Annotated in this window: 16 protein-coding genes; 6 read left to right on the top strand and 10 right to left on the bottom strand. The window is 74.4% G+C overall.

Annotated elements, in window-relative coordinates; genetic code table 11:
• Positions 1–54: 54 nt before the first annotated feature.
• Both ACRYR2_RS07045 and dut read right to left on the bottom strand, forming a co-directional pair.
• A complete protein-coding gene (locus tag ACRYR2_RS07045) occupies positions 55–945 on the bottom strand; it encodes a DUF3710 domain-containing protein (RefSeq protein WP_432562129.1) in 891 nt (296 codons plus the stop codon).
• Positions 942–1,469: a dUTP diphosphatase gene (dut, locus tag ACRYR2_RS07050; protein ID WP_432562130.1), complete on the bottom strand. Its 528-nt coding sequence runs from the start codon at positions 1,467–1,469 to the stop codon at positions 942–944. Before dut ends, ACRYR2_RS07045 begins: the two co-directional genes overlap by 4 nt.
• Positions 1,470–1,514: 45 nt before the next feature.
• Between dut and ACRYR2_RS07055 the strand changes: the two genes are divergently transcribed.
• Positions 1,515–2,000: a DUF3093 domain-containing protein gene (locus tag ACRYR2_RS07055; protein ID WP_432562131.1), complete on the top strand. Its 486-nt coding sequence runs from the start codon at positions 1,515–1,517 to the stop codon at positions 1,998–2,000.
• On the opposite strand, the gene ACRYR2_RS07060 is transcribed toward ACRYR2_RS07055, so the two are convergent.
• Positions 1,975–2,274 (bottom strand): DUF4193 domain-containing protein, encoded by a 300-nt coding sequence (locus ACRYR2_RS07060; protein WP_432562132.1) that lies wholly within the window; start codon positions 2,272–2,274, stop codon positions 1,975–1,977. The genes ACRYR2_RS07055 and ACRYR2_RS07060 overlap by 26 nt on opposite strands.
• A 398-nt stretch (positions 2,275–2,672) precedes the next feature.
• On the opposite strand from ACRYR2_RS07060, the gene ACRYR2_RS07065 reads away from it, so the two are divergent.
• Positions 2,673–2,951, top strand: a complete 279-nt coding sequence (locus ACRYR2_RS07065) for a hypothetical protein (RefSeq protein WP_432562133.1) — start codon at positions 2,673–2,675, stop codon at positions 2,949–2,951.
• A gap of 75 nt (positions 2,952–3,026) precedes the next feature.
• Here ACRYR2_RS07065 and ACRYR2_RS07070 read toward each other — a convergent pair whose 3' ends face one another.
• Together ACRYR2_RS07070 and ACRYR2_RS07075 are read right to left on the bottom strand one after the other, a co-directional pair.
• Positions 3,027–3,842 carry an inositol monophosphatase family protein gene (locus tag ACRYR2_RS07070; RefSeq protein WP_432562134.1) on the bottom strand — a complete coding sequence of 272 codons (816 nt, stop codon included), beginning with the start codon at positions 3,840–3,842 and terminating at the stop codon, positions 3,027–3,029.
• A gap of 3 nt (positions 3,843–3,845) precedes the next feature.
• Positions 3,846–4,970 (bottom strand): ferrochelatase, encoded by a 1,125-nt coding sequence (locus ACRYR2_RS07075; RefSeq protein WP_432562135.1) that lies wholly within the window; start codon positions 4,968–4,970, stop codon positions 3,846–3,848.
• 120 nt (positions 4,971–5,090) lie between these two features.
• Between ACRYR2_RS07075 and sepH the strand changes: the two genes are divergently transcribed.
• Complete coding sequence (sepH, locus tag ACRYR2_RS07080) at positions 5,091–6,326, top strand: septation protein SepH (protein ID WP_432562136.1); 1,236 nt, start codon at positions 5,091–5,093, stop codon at positions 6,324–6,326.
• A gap of 86 nt (positions 6,327–6,412) precedes the next feature.
• Positions 6,413–7,549, top strand: coding sequence for a class I SAM-dependent methyltransferase (locus tag ACRYR2_RS07085; RefSeq protein WP_432562137.1), 1,137 nt, complete (start codon positions 6,413–6,415; stop codon positions 7,547–7,549).
• Positions 7,550–7,564: 15 nt separating this feature from the next.
• On the opposite strand, the gene ACRYR2_RS07090 is transcribed toward ACRYR2_RS07085, so the two are convergent.
• From ACRYR2_RS07090 to ACRYR2_RS07110, 5 genes are all read right to left on the bottom strand, one after another.
• On the bottom strand, positions 7,565–8,746 hold the full coding sequence (locus ACRYR2_RS07090; protein ID WP_432562138.1) for a hypothetical protein: 1,182 nt from the start codon (positions 8,744–8,746) through the stop codon (positions 7,565–7,567).
• Positions 8,747–9,103: 357 nt separating this feature from the next.
• Positions 9,104–10,204, bottom strand: coding sequence for an NAD(P)/FAD-dependent oxidoreductase (locus ACRYR2_RS07095; protein ID WP_432562139.1), 1,101 nt, complete (start codon positions 10,202–10,204; stop codon positions 9,104–9,106).
• Positions 10,205–10,242: 38 nt separating this feature from the next.
• Positions 10,243–11,400 (bottom strand): alkaline phosphatase family protein, encoded by a 1,158-nt coding sequence (locus ACRYR2_RS07100; RefSeq protein ID WP_432562140.1) that lies wholly within the window; start codon positions 11,398–11,400, stop codon positions 10,243–10,245.
• Positions 11,401–11,407: 7 nt separating this feature from the next.
• The gene (locus ACRYR2_RS07105) at positions 11,408–12,004 is read right to left on the bottom strand and encodes a DUF5998 family protein (protein ID WP_432562141.1); all 597 of its coding nucleotides are present in this window, start codon (positions 12,002–12,004) and stop codon (positions 11,408–11,410) included.
• A gap of 33 nt (positions 12,005–12,037) precedes the next feature.
• Positions 12,038–14,716, bottom strand: coding sequence for a bifunctional acetate--CoA ligase family protein/GNAT family N-acetyltransferase (locus tag ACRYR2_RS07110; RefSeq protein WP_432562142.1), 2,679 nt, complete (start codon positions 14,714–14,716; stop codon positions 12,038–12,040).
• Positions 14,717–14,742: 26 nt separating this feature from the next.
• On the opposite strand from ACRYR2_RS07110, the gene ACRYR2_RS07115 reads away from it, so the two are divergent.
• Together ACRYR2_RS07115 and ACRYR2_RS07120 are read left to right on the top strand one after the other, a co-directional pair.
• Positions 14,743–15,354: a nitroreductase family protein gene (locus tag ACRYR2_RS07115; protein WP_432562143.1), complete on the top strand. Its 612-nt coding sequence runs from the start codon at positions 14,743–14,745 to the stop codon at positions 15,352–15,354.
• A gap of 38 nt (positions 15,355–15,392) precedes the next feature.
• Positions 15,393–17,876, top strand: coding sequence for a DNA gyrase/topoisomerase IV subunit A (locus tag ACRYR2_RS07120; RefSeq protein WP_432562144.1), 2,484 nt, complete (start codon positions 15,393–15,395; stop codon positions 17,874–17,876).
• Positions 17,877–18,376: the final 500 nt, after the last annotated feature.

Below are 18,376 nucleotides of genomic sequence, written 5' to 3' on the forward strand. Positions count from 1 at the left end.
ACACCCGATGCGCGCAGATTCCCGGCACCGGGGAACTCGAGGGAACCGGGGAGGTCAGCGCACCTCGGTGATCTCGGGTCCCCGCTCGAAGGGCTTGAGGTCGTCCCGGGTCCGCGGGGCGTCCTGCGCGGGGTTCGGCGCGGCCTGGCCCTGCGGCACGGCCTGGGCCTGGGCCTGGGCCTGGGCCTGGTCACCCTGACCCGGCTGCGGGGGCAGGGCCAGCGGGATCAGCTCCCGCGGCGCCATGGCCTCGGCGCCGCGGACGACCACGACGTCGCGCACGACGGACTCCAGCTCGGCCGCGGCGGCGCGGTCGTGGGCGGCGGGGCCGGAGAAGACGGCCCGCAGGAACCAGCGGGGCCCGTCGACACCGACGAAGCGGGTCGGCTGGTGCGCGGTGCGCCCGTCCTCGGTGCGCACCGGCAGCCGGCACACCAGCTCACGGCCCAGCGGGCCGTCCTGCTCCTCGGCGGTACCGCCCTGACCTGCGACGGCGGCGGCGATCTCGGTGCGGATCTCGTCCCACACGCCGGACGAGCGGGGCGCGGCGAAGGTCTGCAGCTGCACGGTGGAGCCGTTCATGCCGACCGTGACGGCGATGACCCGCTGGTTGGCCTCCTCCACCTCGAAGCGCAGCTCCATGCCCTGCCGGCCCTTCAGCCGCAGGCCACCCAGCGGCAGGCGGTCGTCGTCCTCGGGCACCTCGGAGACGTCGAAGGGGCCGCCGGCGCGGTCGAACGCCTCGAAGGCCCTCGTCGCCGGCTCGGGGGCGCCCGCCTGGGCCGCGGCGCGCGCCTCGGGGTCGTCGACGACGCCGGCGGCCGCGGTCGCCGGTTCGGCCCCCGCCTCGGCGGTGGTGACGGATTCGGTGTCGACGCTGGCGTCGGTGCTCGTGGCGTCCTGCACGGACGAGTCGGCGACCTTGCGGCGGCGGAACAGGCTCACGGTCGCTCCTGCGAGGTTTCGGGCGTGGACGGTTCGGGTGTGGACGGGGAGGAGAGCTGCACGGCGTGCAGGGCGTCGGCACCACCGGTGGAGCCGTGGCCCCCGGCGCCGCGGACGGAGTCCGGGAGCTGCTGCACGGGGACGAAGGCGACGCGCTCGACGCGCTGGACGACCAGCTGCGCGATCCGGTCCCCCGCGCGCAGCGCGACGGCCTCGCGCAGGTCGGTGTTGTGCAGGGTCACGCGGATCTCGCCGCGGTAGCCGGCGTCGACCGTGCCGGGGGCATTGAGCGTCGTCAGTCCGCGCTTGGCGGCCAGCCCCGAGCGGGGCACGACGAAGGCCGCGTAACCCTCCGGCAGGGCGATCGAGACCCCGGTGGGCACGTTGACCCGCTCCCCCGGCCCCACCACGACGTCGACGCGGGTGGTCAGGTCCGCCCCGGCGTCACCGGGGTGGGCGTAGGTGGGCAGGGCCTCGGGTACCGAGAGCACCGTCTCCACCTCGAGGGGAAGCTGGTCCGTCACGGGGCTCGACCCTACCCCCGGGGGCGTTCGTGCGACCCTGAGCGGGTGCAGAGCGTGACGCAGGACCGCAGGAGCGGAGAGGTGTGGGACGGTCGCGAACGGTGGTGGCCGGCGGTCACCACGTGGCTGTCGTGGCTGCCGGCGGTCTTCGGCGGACTGTTCGTCGCCCTGCCGATCTGGGGGTGGAACGGCGCCCTCGTCGGTGCGCTGGTCGGCGCCCTGCTGGCCGTGGCCGTCCTGCTCAGCCTGGCCTGGACCACCGAGCTGACCGACACGGAGTTCCGCGTCGGCCGGGCCCGGCTGCCGCTGGACGTGGTGTCCGGGGTCGACGTCATCGCCAAGGGCGAGCGGCGGAACGCTCTGGGGCCCGGGCTCGACGCCCGGGCCCACCTGGCGGTCCGCTCGTGGATCGGCACCGCGGTGCGCATCCACCTGGACGACCCGGCCGATCCCACGCCCTACTGGGTGGTCTCCACCCGCCGCCCGCAGCGGCTGGCCGCCGAGATCAGGCGGCGCAGTCGTTGCAGATGATGCGCCCGTCGGGCGCGTTGAACAGCTGGCTGCGGTGCACCACCAGGAAGCAGCTGGTGCACGTGAACTCGTCCTGCTGGCGCGGGAGCACCCGCACCGACAGCTCCTCGTTGGACAGGTCGGCGCCGGGCAGCTCGAAGCCCTCAGCCGCCTCCGTCTCGTCCTCGTCGACCGCGCCCGAGCTCTTGTCCGTGCGACGGGCCTTGAGCTCCTCGATGGAGTCCTCGTTCAGCTCGTCGTCGTTCTTGCGCGGTGCGTCGTAGTCGGTCGCCATGACCCTGCCTCACACTCCATGCCATCTCGTGGTGCACTCACCGGTCGTCTCCGGTGCGGCGAGCTCAACACCGCCGGTGCTCGTTCCATGCCCGATCCCCGCCCGCACGGTGCGCGAGCGAGCACGCATCATGGCCTACGCGGCGGGCGAGTTCGAACCGGGGCGGGTCGCGTGCCGCGTCACCCACGGGGAGGCACTCCAGACCCAGAAGTCACATCACTGCTCACGCAACGCATTTGGTGATCCACAAGGGACACCCCAGGACTTGGACCTGGCGAACGGACGACGTACTGTGCTCGCGTCCCCGCCGATCCGGCCGCTCGTCCCACGCGCCCAGCGTCGGCCCGAGCGCGTGGCCGTGTGAAGGCCCCCGACACCGCTTGGGAGGTGCCGTGCCCGTGCAGGAACCCAGCACGTCCGTCGAAACGACGTCCCCCACGTTCGTGGCAGAACTGTCCGACCGCGTCCAGCGGACCCGCGCCACGATCGACTCCGCCGCCGCCGCAGGCGACGACGACCTCGCCCAGGCCCTGCTGGACGACCTCGAGGCCCTCGTGGACCTCGCCGCCGCGCACGACGTGGCGATGCCCGACACGGTCGCCTACCTGGCCGACCACCAGCCCGGACGGGTGATCGACCTCACGGTCGCCCAGCCGGCCGCCTGCGGCGCGCTCTGAGACCCGCAGCTCGTCACGACAGGAGGGCCTGACCCCACCCGGGGGTCAGGCCCTCCTGCTCGTCCGGCCCCAAGCTCAGCGCAGCGCCTCCAGCAGGACCGGGTGCAGCCCCCGGCCGGCGGCGAGGAGCCCGTGGTCGCCGGCCGGGCCGCCCGCGAAGTCGGTCACGACGGCGCCCGCCTCGGAGGCCACCAGCCACCCGGCGGCGAAGTCCCAGGGGTTCAGGCCACGTTCGTAGTAGGCGTCCACGCGACCGGCCGCGACTGAGCACAGGTCCAGCGACGCCGTCCCGATCCGGCGCAGGTCGCGCACCCGGGGCAGCAGCCGCGCCACGACGGCGGCCTGCTCGGCCCGCCGCCGGGCGTCGTAGCCGAAACCGGTCGCCACCAGCGCCTGCCCCAGCTCCGGGCCGGAGGGGACGCTGAGCGCGCGGGTGCCGCGGGCGTCGGTCAGCCACGCCCCGCACCCGCGGGCGGCCGACCAGGTCTCCCCGCCCGAGGGGTCCACGACGGCCCCCGCCAGCACCGTCCAGGTCGAGGGGTGCGGCGCGCCGTCCGAGCGCACCACGGCGACGCTGACGGCGTACGAGCGCAACCCGTAGAGGTAGTTCACGGTGCCGTCGATGGGGTCCACGACCCACGTCAGCCCGCTGGACCCCGGCTCGTGCCCCTCCTCCTCCCCCAGCAGGCCGTCGGCCGGACGGGCCGCCCGCAACCGCTCCCGGAGCAACTGCTCGGAGGCGGTGTCCATCGCCGTCACGACGTCGGTCGGGCTCGACTTCGTCGCGGCCACCTCGACGCGGTCGGGGCGGCCGCGGGAGACGAGGTCACCGGCAGCGGTGGCCACCTCGACGGCCAGCAGCCGCAACTGCTCCGGGGTGGGCTCGCCCACCGCTCAGGCCCCGGCCGGGTAGCGGTAGTCCTCGCCCGTGGCGGCAGGCAGGTCGGCGCGCAGGTTGCGGCAGCAATTCACCGGGCACACCGTGTGCGAGGCCCCCAGGGCGCCCGTGGCCGGGCGCGCCGGCGATCCCCCGCGCGCCTCCTCCACGCGCTCCTGGACCAGGTCCACCAGACCGGCCACGAAGCTGGCGTGCGCCCCCACGGTCGCGGCCCGGGCGAACGGCAGCCCGATCTCCCCGGCCGTCTCGGCGGCCTCGGTGTCGAGGTCGAACTTGACCTCCATGTGGTCGCTGACGAAGCCGATCGGGGCGACGACGACGGCCGGGACACCGCTCGCGTGCAGCTCCCGCAGGTGGTCGTTGACGTCGGGCTCCAGCCACGGCTGGGTCGGCGGCCCGCTGCGGGAGCAGTACACGAGGTCCCAGGCCAGCTCCCGGCCCACACCCTCGCCGGCGCGGCGGGCGACCTCGGTGGCCACGTCGAGGTGCTGGCGGACGTAGGCGCCACCCCCGGCGGCGGGGTCGCCGGAGACGTCGTCCATGGCCGTGGGGATGCTGTGGGTCACGAAGACCACCCGGGCGCCGTCGCGGGTCTGCTCGGGCAGCTCGGCCAGGGCGTCGACCACGGCCCGGGCGTTGACCTCGGTGAACGCCGGGTGGTTGAAGTAGTGCCGGATCTTGTCGACCTCCAGGGAGCGACCCTCCTCGGCCAGGGCCTGCAACGTCCGGCCGAGGTCCTCGCGGTACTGCCGGCAGCTGGAGTAGGACGAGTAGGCGCTGGTGAAGATCGTCAGCACCCTGCGGGCACCGGCCTCGTGGGCCTCGCGCAGGACGTCGGTCACGTAGGGCTCCCAGTTGCGGTTGCCCCACAGCAGGGGCAGGTCGGCCAGCCCCCGGGAGTCCAGCTCGGTGCGCAGCTGGGCCAGCAACTCCTTGTTCTGGTCGTTGATGGGGCTCTTGCCGCCGAAGTGCAGGTAGTGCTCGGCGACCGCCTCGAGCCGCTCGCGCGGGATGCCCCGGCCACGGGTCACGTTCTCCAGGAAGGGCATGACGTCGTCAGGACCTTCTGGCCCACCGAAGGACAGCAGCAGGACGGCGTCGTAGGGGCTCGCGTTCCTCACACGCACATTCTCCCCGCCCCGCGAGGGTGGACGCGCCCGGGTCCACCCGAGGCGGTGGAAGAGGTGGCAGAGTGCATCCCCGATGATGGCGGGCACCACATCCACGGGAGGACGCCCCACATGCAGGACCTGAGGCTCGTCGGGGTCCACGACGACGGAGAGCACGTCGTGCTCGTCGCCACCGACGGCAGCCGCTACCGGCTGCGGGTCGACGAGGCGCTGCGCGCTGCCGTGCGCCGCGACCGCGCCCGCCTCGGGCAGCTGCAGATCCAGATGGCGGCGCAACTGCGTCCCCGCGACATCCAGGCCCGCATCCGGGCCGGGGAGTCCGCCGAGGAGGTCGCCGAGGCCGGTGGCCTCTCGCTGGACCACGTGCGCCGCTACGAGGGCCCCGTGCTGGCCGAACGGGCCCACGTGGCCGGGCTGGCCCGCCGCACGCCGTACGGGCGCTCGGGAGCGGCCGGCAGCCTCGACGACGTCGTCGTCGCCCGGCTCACCGCCCGGGCCGTCGACCCCGAAGGCGCCCGGTGGGACGCCTGGCGCACCGAGGACGGCAGCTGGACCGTGCAGTGCGAGTTCGTCGCCGGCGGCCGCGGCCGCGTCGCCCGCTGGGACTTCGACCCCGCCGCCCGCGCGCTGAGCGCCCAGGACGACGAGGCCCGCTGGCTGTCGGAGGAGGAACCGGCCGACGCCGGGCCGCTGCCCGCGCGACGGCTGGTCTCGGTCGGCGGCGAGGTGGGCCGGCCGGCCTCCGAACGCGTCTACGACGTCGAGGCCGACGGCGGGGTGCGCACCAACCACACCGACGACCTGCTCGACGCGCTGGACTCGGCGCGCGGGATGCGGCCCGGCCAGGCCGCCGCCCCGGTCGAGTCGTCCGCGAACGCCGCACCCCGCGTCGACGCGCTGACCACCGACCCGCCGCCGGCCCACCCGGCCGCCTCGGCCCCCGGGGACCTGGAGGACCGCACGGTCCTGCCCGGGCCGGTCGAACGGAACACCGACCCCGAGGCCGGCCCCGGGGCCGGTCCCGAGACGGTCGTCGAGGGGGTCGTGGTCGAGGAACCGGTCGCCGAGGAGATCACTGGGGAACCCGAGGAACCCGCCGCCGAGGCGGTGGTCGTCGAGGAGGTGGTGCTCGAGCGCGCGGTCGTGGTGGAGACGACGACGGAGGTCGTCGTCGCGGACGTCACGGACGAACCCGGCGCGGGGGTTCCTCCCCCGGCGGAGGGAACTCCTGCGGAACAGCCGAACCCCCGGCGGCGCAACCGGTCCGCGCGGCGGAACTCGGCGTCCTCGAAACGTCCGAGCGTTCCGAGCTGGGACGACATCATGTTCGGGACCAAGAAGGACTGACCGGCCGTGGCCGCGCGGGACGGGTTCCAGGGCCCGGCACCGGGGCGGCGGTGCTCGTCCCGCGGAGGTGCGGTTAGCGTTGGGCGGTGAACTCGTCCGTGTTCGACGCCCTCCGGCGCTGGCCCGACGTCGAAGCGCCGGAACTGTTCGCGGTCGACGCGGCCGACCGGTTGCTGCTCGACGAGGCCGCGTCCGCGCTGGCCGCCCCCGGCGCCGACGTCGCGGTGATCGGCGACGACTTCGGTGCCCTCACCCTCGGCGCGGTCGTGCGTCACGACCTGCCCCGGGTGCGCGTCCACCAGGACCCCCTCTGCGGGGAACTCGCGCTGGCCGCGAACGCGGCCACCGTCGGCGTCGCCCCGGAGCGGTTCGCGTCCCACGCCGCGCCGGAGGCCGCGCTGGTGGCCGAGGCGACGGTGGTGCTCGTGAAGCTGCCCCGCAGCCTCGAGGCGCTGGACGCCACCGCGCGCCTGGTCGCGCGGTACGCCCGTCCCGACGTGCTCGTGTTCGCCGGTGGCCGGGTGAAGCACATGACGCGGGCCATGAACGACGTCCTCGGCCGCTCCTTCGAGGAGGTGCGCGCGAGCCTGGGGCGGCAGAAGGCGCGGGTGCTGACGGCATCGCGCCCGCGACAGGGGGTCGAGCCGGCCGCGGTCCGTGAGGTCCGGCAGGAGGACGTCGGTCTGCGGGTGTGCGCCGTGGGCGGGGCGTTCGCCGGTGCGAGCACCGACATCGGCACGCGTGTCCTGCTGGACCACCTCGACGCGGTGCTCGACTCGATCCCGTCGCCGGGAACCGTCGTCGACCTCGGCTGCGGCACCGGACTGCTCGCAGCGGCGGCGGCGCGCTCGGTTCCCGGGGCCCGGGTGATCGCCACCGACCAGTCGGCGGACGCCGTCGCCAGCGCCGCACTGACGGCGTCGGCCAACGGTTGCTCCGACCGCATCACGGTGACGCGCGACGACGCCGGGGCGCGCATCCCCTCCGGCAGCGTGGACCTGGTCCTGCTGAACCCCCCGTTCCACGTCGGCGGGGCGGTGCACACGGCCATCGCGTCCAAGATGTTCCGTGCGGCGAGCCGGATGCTCGCGCCCGGCGGGGCACTGGTCACGGTGTGGAACTCGCACCTGCGCTACCGCCAGGAACTCGAACGCGTCGTCGGCCCGACCCGTCAGATCGCCCGAACCCCCAAGTTCACCCTCACGGTGAGCACCCGGCGGTAGGCGGTCGCGAGGACCTCAGCAGGCCCGGGCGACCGGGACGGAGGTGCCGGTGTCGATGTAGGTGTTGCCCGACAGCTTCACACCGGCGGGCGCGATCACGGCACCGTACTTGCTGCCGTGCCCGAAGCGGTTGTTGCGGAAGACGACGCTGGCATCGACGTTGGCCGTGCAGCTGACGTTGACCGAGTACGTGCCACCGCTGAAGTAGTTGTTCTCGAACAGTGCGTTGCGCAGGCGCTGGGTGCCGGTCTCGGTGCCCAGCTGCACCGCGGCGTTGAGGAAGTCGTCGACACCCGGAGTCCGCGGGTCCAAGGTGTTGTGACGCACGATGATGCGTTCGCCACTGGTGGACTGCAGGGCGTCGGTGTGGATGCCCTCGGTGCGTACCAACCCGTGGATCCAGCTGTCGAGGATCTTCACGTCGTAGCCCAGGCGCGGGCCGTCCTGGGAGCCGCGGACCTCCACCCGGCGCAGGGTGTAGCCGCCCCACCCGATGGCGGTCTCGGTCGCGCCCGCGCCGCCGTCGATCTCGGAGTCCTCCATGACGAAGTCCTTGACGCCACTGACCGAGACGGCCACCTGTCGCCCGTCGGTGCAGGTGATGCGCGAGTTGCGCACGACGACACCTGCGGCGCGGACGGTGAGGCAGCCCATGTCCAGGCCGTCCAGGACGGTTCCGGGGGTGGTGACCTCGATGTCACCGGCGGGGGCCAGGACGGTGCCGGCGGGCACACCGGTGGTGCCGGCGTCGGGCCAGCCGGCGGGGATGCCCAGCGGTGCGGGCGGAACCAGGCGGAGCACCTTGTAGACGGTCTGGACGTGGTACTTGCCCTTGTACAGCTTGGCGACCAGGGTGATCGACCCGCTGCGGCCGGTGAGGTCGACAGTGCCGCTGGCACGGTAGGTGGACCCGCTCAGCACCACGCCGGTGAGGGTGCCCACCTGGGTGGAACCGATGGAGTAGACGCCGCGGTCGAAGGCGACCGGGGTGGCGGTCTCGATGCTGATCGATGCCGCGGGGATGCGGGCGTTGTTGACGGTGGCGCCCGCGTAGTTCATCACCGGCGCCGGGGCGGCCTGCGCAGCCGGGGCCAGGACCGCGCCGGCGCCCAGCACCGCCGCGATCGCGGCCGTCACCAGCGAGGTGCGGGCCCTACGGGTCGCGCGGGCGGAGAAGGTGTCGGTGGGGGTGCGCATCGAGGCTCCGTGGATCGAGGGGAACGAGGTGCTCCTCTTTCCATCGGGGTCGTGGCGCGCCTACTGCCTGCGCCGATCAGGTGCTGGCGAACGGGTGAGGAGTCCGGAGGGCCCGGTGCGCAGCCGGCTGCGGCGCTCCTGCCGCGCTGCCGACGGGCGATCAGCACCGGGAGGAGGCGGCCGCCGGCTGCGCCTCTCGCCGGTGCCCACGCGGTCGTCGCACCCGTCGATGCCACCACGTCGAGTGAAGTGCGGCGGTGGTCGGCGAGGTCCTCACCGGTCCGGCGTCCACGTCCCCTGGAGCCGCTGACGACGGCCTGACCCGGGAACGCCCACATCTTCGGGCGCCGGTCGCGGTCAGCAGCCGAAGCGACGCGGGGAGAACGGTGCCACCAGCGGGTGCGCCGTCCCCGTCGTGACGCCGTGGGCGATCAGTTCCCCGACGATCAGGCCGAGCGTCGCCCCGGAGTGGGTGAACACCACGTGGCACCCGCTGACGGCGCTCAGCTCGCCGAGCACGGGTTCGCCGTCGGCGGGGATCGGCTTGCGCCCGGCCCGCCACCGGGCCGCCTCCAGCGGCGTGCCGTCCAGGACGGCGCCCGCCTCGGCGAGGAGCTCGTCGACGAACTTCCCGTCCAGCGCGCAGGAACCGTCGGGGCGTTCCTCGATCTGCTCGACGTACCAGTCGTGGTCGACGGCGAAACCCCCGCCGGGCTGGGGGCGCAGCGCAGCGCGCGGGGTGTTCAGGACGGTCCGCACGGGGCTGTCCACGGGTTCGGTCTCGACCAGCGCGGACAACGGCGAGGCGTCGGGCAGGTCGACGCCGAACCCGGCCAGCACGGCCGGGGTCGACGCCCCGCAGGCGACGACGACGGCGTCGGCCCGCACGGTGGAACCGTCCCCGGCCCGCACCCCGGCGGCGCGGCCGTCCTCGACGAGCACCGCGCACTCCCCCGCGCCGGTGCGCAGCGTGCCGCCGGCGGCGGTGAACTCCCCCGCCAGGTGGGCGATGAGGTGCGGTAGCGAGACCCAGCCTTCCCCGGGGTTGTGCACGGCCGGCGCCGCAGCGCGGACTCCGGGGAAGCGGGCGGACACCTGCTCGGGATCGAGCGCCTCGGAGTCGTAGCCGATCGACGTCTCGTGCGTGTGCCGGGCGCGCGCCTCGTCGGCCCCGGTGGACCACCACAGCCCACCGTCGAAGCGCAGCCACGCCCGGGTGGGGTCCTGCGCGAACAACGTGCGGTAGCGGTCGATCCCGACGGTCCGCAGCAGGTGGTAGGCCTCGGAGCGGGCACCGGCCGAGTTCAGCCACGACAGCGACCGCCCGGACGCGCCGTCCGCCGGTTCCCCGCGCGTCAGGAGGGTGGTGACCACCCCCGCCCGCTGCAGCGCGTGTGCGGTCGAGGTGCCGAGGACGCCGCCGCCCAGGACGACGGCGGTGCGGGGAGCGGGAGTCACGACCTCGCAGCGTAGTCCTCGCCTGCGCCGGGCCGGCCTCAGCAGGGGACGCAGAACAGCGGCACGAGCCGTTCGGCGTCGCTGAGCGCGCCGTGCTGTCCCACGAGCCGCAGCTGCTCGGGTCGCATGCGCGCGGAGTTCACGACGGCGATCTGGTCGCACATGACGGCCAGGACGTCGCCGATGCGGGCCGCGACCCGGTCCTCCACCGCGCCGAACCAGCCGGCAGCGATGGCCTCCGAGCGCAGCAGGACCTCCGCCGTGCCGCCGAACCGCGCCCGCCACGCGTCGGCGACCTGCTGCGCGGCACCGGGTTCGGTGTACAGCTGGGTGGTTCGGGGTTCGCCGCCGACGTGCCTCACCCCGGCGAGGAGTTCGGGTTCGGCGGCCAGGTCGAGGCGTTGGGCGGCGTGCACGTCGATCATCCCGTGGTCGGCGGCGACGACCAGCAGGGTCCCGCGCGGCAGCCGGCGGGCCAGGCCCGCGAGCGCCTCGTCGACGCGTTCGAGTTCGGCGGTCCACTCGTCGGAGTCGACGCCGGAACCGTGGCCGGTGTGGTCGAGCTTGCCCCAGTACAGGTAGGTCAACTGCCGGGGCGCGGACCGCACCGCGCTCACGGCGGCCTCGACCCGGGCGTCGAGGCGTTCGGGGGTGCCGACGAACCGGCCTCCGCGCAGGGCGGCCTCGGTGAGCCCGGAGCCGTCGAAGTGCGGCGGGGCGACGCGCACGACGTCGACGCCGGCCGCGGCGATGCGCTGGAAGACGGTGGGGTGCGGCTGCCAGCGGCGAGGGTCGACGGCGACGTCCCACTGCAGTTCGTTGAGCAGCGTGTCGCGGTCGGGGTCGAGCACCTCGTAGCCGACCAGCCCGTGCCCGCCCGGCGGCAACCCGGTGCCCAGCAACCCCATGCTCGTGGCCGTCGTCGTGGGGAACCCCGCGGTCAGCGTCCGGTGCACCCCGTCGGACCGCCAGCGGCGCATGGTCGGGGTGTGCCCCGACCGCGCAGCCAGCACGAGCTCCCCCATCCCGTCCACGAGGACGAAGCAGACGCGTTGCGCCGCCGGCAGGACCAGGTCCGGCGAGGCGTCGGCGAACTCGGGCACGCCGAGCGCGCGCCCCACCGCGGGCAGCAGGTCGGCGAGCGTGTCGCGGCCGTAGGCGGGGGCGGGCAGCCCGGTGGGCCCTGGGTTCGGCACGAGGTGGTCAGCGCGCGGTCGCCGCGGACAGCGCCTGGGCGAAGGCGAGCGCCGCGGCGACGGCGTCGGCCCCCTCGGCGGCGCTGGCGATGCGGACGGTCAGGTCGTCGCCGGTCAGGGAGCCGGTGTAGCCGTGGTCGGCGTCGCAGTCGGGGTCGGGGCAGGAGGCCGGCTCGAGGTCGACGCGGTGCAGCGCCCCCCAGCCCAGGGTCAGGCTGACCTCGGCGGGGGTTCCGCCGGGGCGGTGGTCGGCGGGCCGGGCCACGACCTGGGAGACCACGACGGAGTGGACCCTGCTGATGGCGACCGACTCCGTCGAGCACACGGCGTACGGCTCGCTGGCGGTCTCGTCGGGGCCGTGGTCGTCGGCGTGCGCGACGACGAGCCGGGTGGGGGTGGTGGCCAGGACGGTGACGTGCCGGCGGACCTCGTTGGCGTCGAAGGTCGTCTCGGGGTGCACGAGGTGGGCCTGGACCGGTTCGCCGGCCACGGCGGTCCGCAGGCAGTCGGCGACGAGCTGGGGGTAGTACCCGGCTCGTTCCAGGTCCTTCAGCAGGGCCACCGGGAGTTCGGTGCCCGCACGGGTGTCGGTGCGCTCGCGCATCGGACCATCATCCCGCACCTCACCGTGCACCGGTCACAGCGGCAGCGTCCGCCGGTCGGGGTCGGCCCGCCCCTGGGGCGCGGCGACCCGCACGAAGGCGTCCAGGGCGATCGCGCCGCGCTCGCCGACCAGCAGGGGCGACAGGCGCAGCTCGGCGATCTCGGGCAGCGCGTCGGCCAGGACCGCGACGCGGGCGATGACGTCCTCGAGGGCGGTGACGTCGTGCCGCGGGGAGCCGCGGTGCCCGAACAGCTTGGGGGCGGCCTTGATCGAGCGGACGAGGTCGGCGACGTCGACGTCGGTCAGCGGGGGGATGCGGTAGGCGATGTCGCCCATGAGGTCGATGGGGTCGCCCTCGACCCCGAAGGACAGCACGGGCCCGAACAGCGGGTCCTCGATGCTGCGGACCAGGCAGGGGACCCCCAGGGGCGCCATCGGCTGGACGGCCAGGGTGGTGGCGTCGGCACCGAAGACCTCCCGCATCTCGGCCCAGGCCACCCGCAGAGCCGCGGGGGTCACCAGGTTCAGCCGGACGCCGCGCAGGTCCTGGCGGCCCGCGAGCTCCTCCCCCACCGTCTTGAGGGCGACGGGCCAGCCGAAGCGCTCGGCGGCCGCCACGGCCGACTCGACGTCGCTGACCTCCGCGCGCGGCAGCAGCGGGACGCCGACGGCCTCCAGCAGCGCCGCGCGCGCCTCGGGTCCCAGGAGCGCGCCGTCGGGGTGCTCGGCCAGGGTGTGGTCGACGACGGTGCGGGCCGCCAGCAGGTCGACGCCGTCGGGGGCGACGGGGTGGCCACGGTCCCTGCGCCGCCAGTCGGCGTAGCGCACGACCGCGGCCAGGGCGCGCACGGCGTCCTCGGGGGTCGGGAAGCTGGGCACCGTGGGGCAGGCGGCCGCCTCCGGGGAGCCGGCCAGGGCCGCCGAGACCGAGCGGGTGCCCAGGAAGCACGTGACGGTCGTCTTGCCGCCCTCGGCGGCGGTGCGGGCCACGGCCGTGGCCACGGCGGCGTCGACGGTGGCGGTCGGCGGGACGAAGCTGGACACGACGGCGTCGACCTGCGGGTCGGCGAAGGCGGCGCGCAGGGCGTCGGTGAACTCGGCCGCACCGGCCTCGGGGTGCACCGAGGTGGGGCCGTGCACGACCTGCAGCCCCCAGCTGACGCAGGCGTCGGCGGCCAGCGTCCCCAGGGCGTCGGAGTTGCCGACGATGGCGACGCGCGAGCCGGCCGGCAGGGGTTGCTCGGTGGCGACCTGGGCGACGTCGAAGAGCTGGTGGACGTTCTCCACGCGGATGACGCCGGCCTGGCGCAGCATGCTGTCGACGACCTCGAAGGGAACCTGCGAGCGGCGCACGGTGTGCCCGGGCGGGACACCGAAGCCGGAGGCGCCGGACTTGACCACGATCACGGGTTTGCGCCGGGCCAGTCCGCGCGCGACCCGGCTGAACTTGCGGGGGTTGCCCACGCTCTCCAGGTACAGCCCGACGGCCGAGGTGGCCTCGTCGTCGTGCCAGAACTGCATGAGGTCGTTGCCGGAGACGTCGGCGCGGTTGCCGGCCGAGACGAAGGTGGAGATCCCCAGGCCACGGCGCTGGGCGGAACTCAGGACGGTGACCGCCAGCGCCCCGGACTGGCTGAACAACCCGAGCCGTCCCGCGCGGGGCACGTCCTCGGCCAGGGAGGCGTTGAGCCGGACGGAGGGGTCGGTGTTCACGACGCCGAAGGAGTTCGGGCCGATGACGCGCATGCCGTTGGCGCGGGCGATGCGGACCAGGTCGCGCTGCAGCCGCACACCCTCCGGCCCGGTCTCGGCGAAACCGCTGGAGACCACCACGAGCCCGCGCACACCCGCTGCGGCGCAGTCGTCGACGGCGTCCAGCACCTGAGCGGGAGCGACGGCGACGACGGCCAGGTCGACCGGTTCGCCGATGTCGCGGACGGAGGACCGCAGCCTGACCCCCAGCAGTTCCTCCCCGGCGCCCACGGCGTTGACGGCGTGCACCGTGCCGGCGAAACCCCCGGCGACCAGGTCGGACAGGAGCCGGTGCCCGACGGTGCCGGGGGTGCGGCGGGCTCCCACGACGACCACGGACTGCGGGCGCAGCAGCGCGGCGACGCTGCGGGCCTCGGCGCGCTGCTCGCGGGCGCGCATGACGTCGAGCGAGCGTTCGGTGGGGTCGATGTCGAAGGACACCTCCAGCACGCCGTCGGAGTAGCCCTGGCGGACCTCGAAACCGGCCTCGCGGAAGACGCCGATCATCTTGGCGTTGGTGGGCAGGACGTCGGCGGTGAACCGGCGGATGCCGCGCTCGCGGGCCGCGGCGGCCAGGTGCTCCAGCAGCACCGACCCCAGCCCGCGGCCCTGGTGGGCGTCGGAGATGTTGAAGGCGACCTCGGCCGAGCGGGGCCGGCCCGGCCGCACGGGCGCGGCGTCGAAGCGGGCGATGCCGACGATGTCGTCGCCGACGGTGGCCACCAGCGCGACGCGGTCGACGTGGTCGACCTGGGTGAAGCGGGCCAGGTCGCGCCGGGACAGCCGCGGCATCGGGGCGAAGAACCGGAAGTAGCGGGACTGCTCGGACTGCCGGTCGTGGAAGCGGGCCACGCCCTCGGCGTCGTCGGGCCGGATGGGCCGCACGTGCGCGGTACCGCCGTCGCGCAGGGCCACGTCGGCCTCCCAGCGGGTCGGGTAACCGACGGGCGGCAGCGGCATGGTCCTGATCCTAGGACGATGTCCCCGTGGAGTTCATGGAGGTCCTGCGGGCCCGGCGCATGGTGCGCCGCTACGACGGCACGCCCGTCGCCGACGACGTGCTGACCCGGGTGCTGGCGGCGGGGCTGCGCGCCCCCAGCGCGGGCAACAGCCAGGGCCGGGACCTGCTGGTCCTGCGCTCGGCGTCCGACCGGGAGCTGTTCTGGCGCAGCACCTCCGGCCCGGGTCCGGCCGACTCCTGGCTGACCGGGATGCGCACGGCCCCGGTGGTGGTGCTGCTGCTGGCCGACCCCGGCGCCTACGCGCGCCGGTACGCCGCGCCCGACAAGCTCGGCCCAGACCGGGACGCGAGCTCGTGGGAGGTCTCCTGGCCCGACGTCGACACCGGCATGTCGGGGCTGCTGCTGCTGCTGGCCGCGGTCGAGGAGGGGCTGGGCGCGTGCCTGTTCGGCGTGCCCGGCGCCGCCCACGACGTGGTGCGCGCGGCGTTCGGCGTCCCGGCCGACCGCCGCCTGGTGGCCGCGGTGACGGTGGGGCGTCCGGCCGCCGACGAGGCCTCGCGCCCCTCGCGGGCGCACCGGCGGACCGTGGCGGACACCGTGCACGACGGCCGGTTCGGCGCGCCCTGGGGCGGCTGACACGCGATCGGGGGGCGCGAGGCGGCAGAATGCCGTCCATGCCCCCGAAGTCTCGCTCCACCTCAACGCCCGACGTCCCCGAGCGGATCGTCGACATCGACGTCGAGCAGGAGATGCAGGGCGCGTTCCTGGAGTACGCCTACTCGGTCATCTACTCCCGGGCCCTGCCCGACGCCCGGGACGGACTGAAACCGGTCCAGCGGCGGATCCTGTACATGATGCAGGACATGGGGTTGATCCCCGCCCGGGCGCACGTGAAGTCCGCCCGCGTGGTCGGGGAGGTGATGGGCAAACTCCACCCGCACGGTGACGTCGCGATCTACGACGCCCTCGTCCGGCAGGCGCAGGCGTTCACCATGCGGCTGCCGCTGATCGACGGGCACGGCAACTTCGGTTCCCTGGACGCCGGCCCGGCCGCGCAGCGGTACACCGAGGCCCGGATGGCGCCGGCGGCGCTGCTCATGACGACGGGGCTGGACGAGAACGTCGTCGACTTCGTCCCGAACTACGACGACCGGCTCAAGGAACCGGGCGTGCTGCCCGCGGCGTTCCCGAACCTGCTCGTCAACGGCGCCAGCGGCATCGCGGTGGGCATGGCCACGAACATGCCGCCGCACAACCTCGTCGAGGTGGTCAACGCCGCCAAGCACCTCATCAAGCACCCGGACGCCGACCTGCCCGCGCTCATGCGGTTCATCCCCGGCCCGGACTTCCCCACCGGCGGGCGGATCGTCGGGCTGGAGGGCATCAAGGACGCCTACGCCTCGGGCCGCGGCACGTTCCGCACCCGGGCGACGGTGCGGATCGAGAAGATCGGCCGCCGCCAGGGCATCGTCGTCACCGAACTGCCCTACGGCGTGGGCCCGGAACGCCTCGTCGAGAAGATCGCCGACAACGTCAAGAACAAGCGGCTGCAGGGCATCGCCGACGTCACCGACCTGTCCGACCGCAAGAACGGCATGCGGCTGGTCGTGGAGATCAAGAACGGTTTCGTCCCCGAGGCCGTCCTGGAGCAGCTGTACCGGTTGACGCCGATGGAGGAGACGTTCGGCATCAACAACGTCGCCCTCGTGCAGGGGCAGCCGCGCACGCTGGGCCTGAAGGAACTCCTCGAGGTGTTCATCGGCCACCGCCTGGACGTGGTGCGCCGCCGGACGCAGTTCCGCCTTGACAAGGCCCTGGACCGGTTGCACCTGGTCGACGGGTTGCTCATCGCGATCGTGGACATCGACGAGGTCATCGCGATCGTCCGGTCCTCCGACGACGCCGGCGCGGCACTGTCCCGGCTGATGGAGCGGTTCTCGTTGTCGGAGAACCAGGGCCGGTACATCCTGGACATGCAGCTGCGCCGCCTGACCCGGTTCTCCCGCATCGAGCTGGAACGCGAGCAGGCCGAGTTGCAGGCCACGATCGCCGACCTGCGCTCGATCCTGGAGGACGAGGGCAAGCTGCGGACGCTGGTCAGCGACGAACTCGGTCAGGTCGCGGCCGACCACGGGACCCCGCGCCGCACCGTGCTGCTGACCTCCTCGGGCCCGGCGACCGGCGCCGCCGCCGCGACGCAGCTGGAGATCGCCGACGACCCGTGCTGGGTCCTGCTGTCCAGCACGGGGTTGCTGGCCCGCACCAGTTCGGCCGAACCGCTGGAGACCGAGGGCCGCCGGGCCCGGCACGACCTGGTCGTGGCCGCGGCGCCGGCCACCGCGCGCGGGGACATCGGCGTCGTCACCTCCGCGGGCCGGCTGGTGAAGGTGTCGGTGCTGGAACTGCCGACCCTGCCGCCGACCGCGGGCCGGCCCAACCTGTCGGGCGGCACGAGCGTCAAGGAGTTCGTGACGTTCGGCAAGGGTGAGCGGGCGCTGACCATCGTGCCGCTGGCCGTGGCCGGGGTCGAGGACCCCGACGACCCCGGTTTCGCGATGGCCACCGCGACCGGTGTCGTCAAGCGCGTCGTGCCCGAACCGCTGGGGAACAAGCCCGAGGTCGAGGTCATCGCGCTGAAGGACGTCACGGCGCGGCAGAAGGACGAGGTCGTCGCCGCGGTCGGGTTGACCAGCGGCGAGGAGGACCTGGTGTTCATCACCTCCGACGCCCAGCTGCTGAGGTTCTCCGCCTCGCTGGTGCGGCCCCAGGGCCGCGGGGCGGCCGGGATGGCGGGCATCAAGCTGTCCGCCGGGGCGCGGGTGGTGTCGATGACGGCCGTGGCCCCCGACGCCGTCGACCCGGTCGTCGTGACCGTCGCGGGCGACTCCGCCGGCGGCGCCTCGCAGGTGGGTTCGGCCAAGGTGACCCCGCTGTCGGAGTACCCGTCCAAGGGCCGGGCCACCGGCGGGGTGCGCTGCCACCGGTTCGCCCGCGGCGAGGACACCCTGCTGCTGGCCTGGGCCGGCCCGAGCCCGGCCGAGGCGGCCACGTCCACCGGCGCCGCGGTGGCCCTGCCCGGTCCCCAGGGCCGGCGCGACGGGTCGGGCACGGCGCTGGACAAGCCCGTCGCCGCGGTCGCGGGCCCGCCGACGACCTGACGGTCGTCCGGGCGCCCGCGCGTGGTGCGCGCTCGCGTCACACCCGCCCCGGTTCCCGTCTGAACGGTCCGGTGCTGCGACGACGTCACGCACCCGCACGCCGCCGGCTCGGCGTCCGACGTCGGTACCTGGTCGGGCGGACGAGTCGAGAACAGGCGGACGACCACCGGCTCCGGGAACGGGTCGACTGCGGAGCGACCCGACCGGGCACCGGAGGGACGTGCGGACGCGGCGCGACTGCCTGGCGCCTGCGACTCGTCCGGTACCTCACCCGTCCTTCTCGGTGTCCACGGCCGTGACCCACCGGGGTACCGGCCCAGAGGCCAGTTCAGGCACTCGCAGGCGAGTTGCGACCGATTCCACGTACAGCAGCTCGCTGTGCTGACGAACGCCCGCACTGCGCACGGACGTCACCCACGACTGAGCGGTGCGGGCTCTCGCCTCCTCGACGGCCAGGGCGGCACGCTGCGCGAGGAGCTCCCCGGACCGGTGCCCACCAG

Origin of the sequence: Kineococcus deserti (assembly GCF_050871945.1) — a bacterium.
Taxonomy (GTDB): Bacteria; Actinomycetota; Actinomycetes; order Actinomycetales; family Kineococcaceae; genus Kineococcus.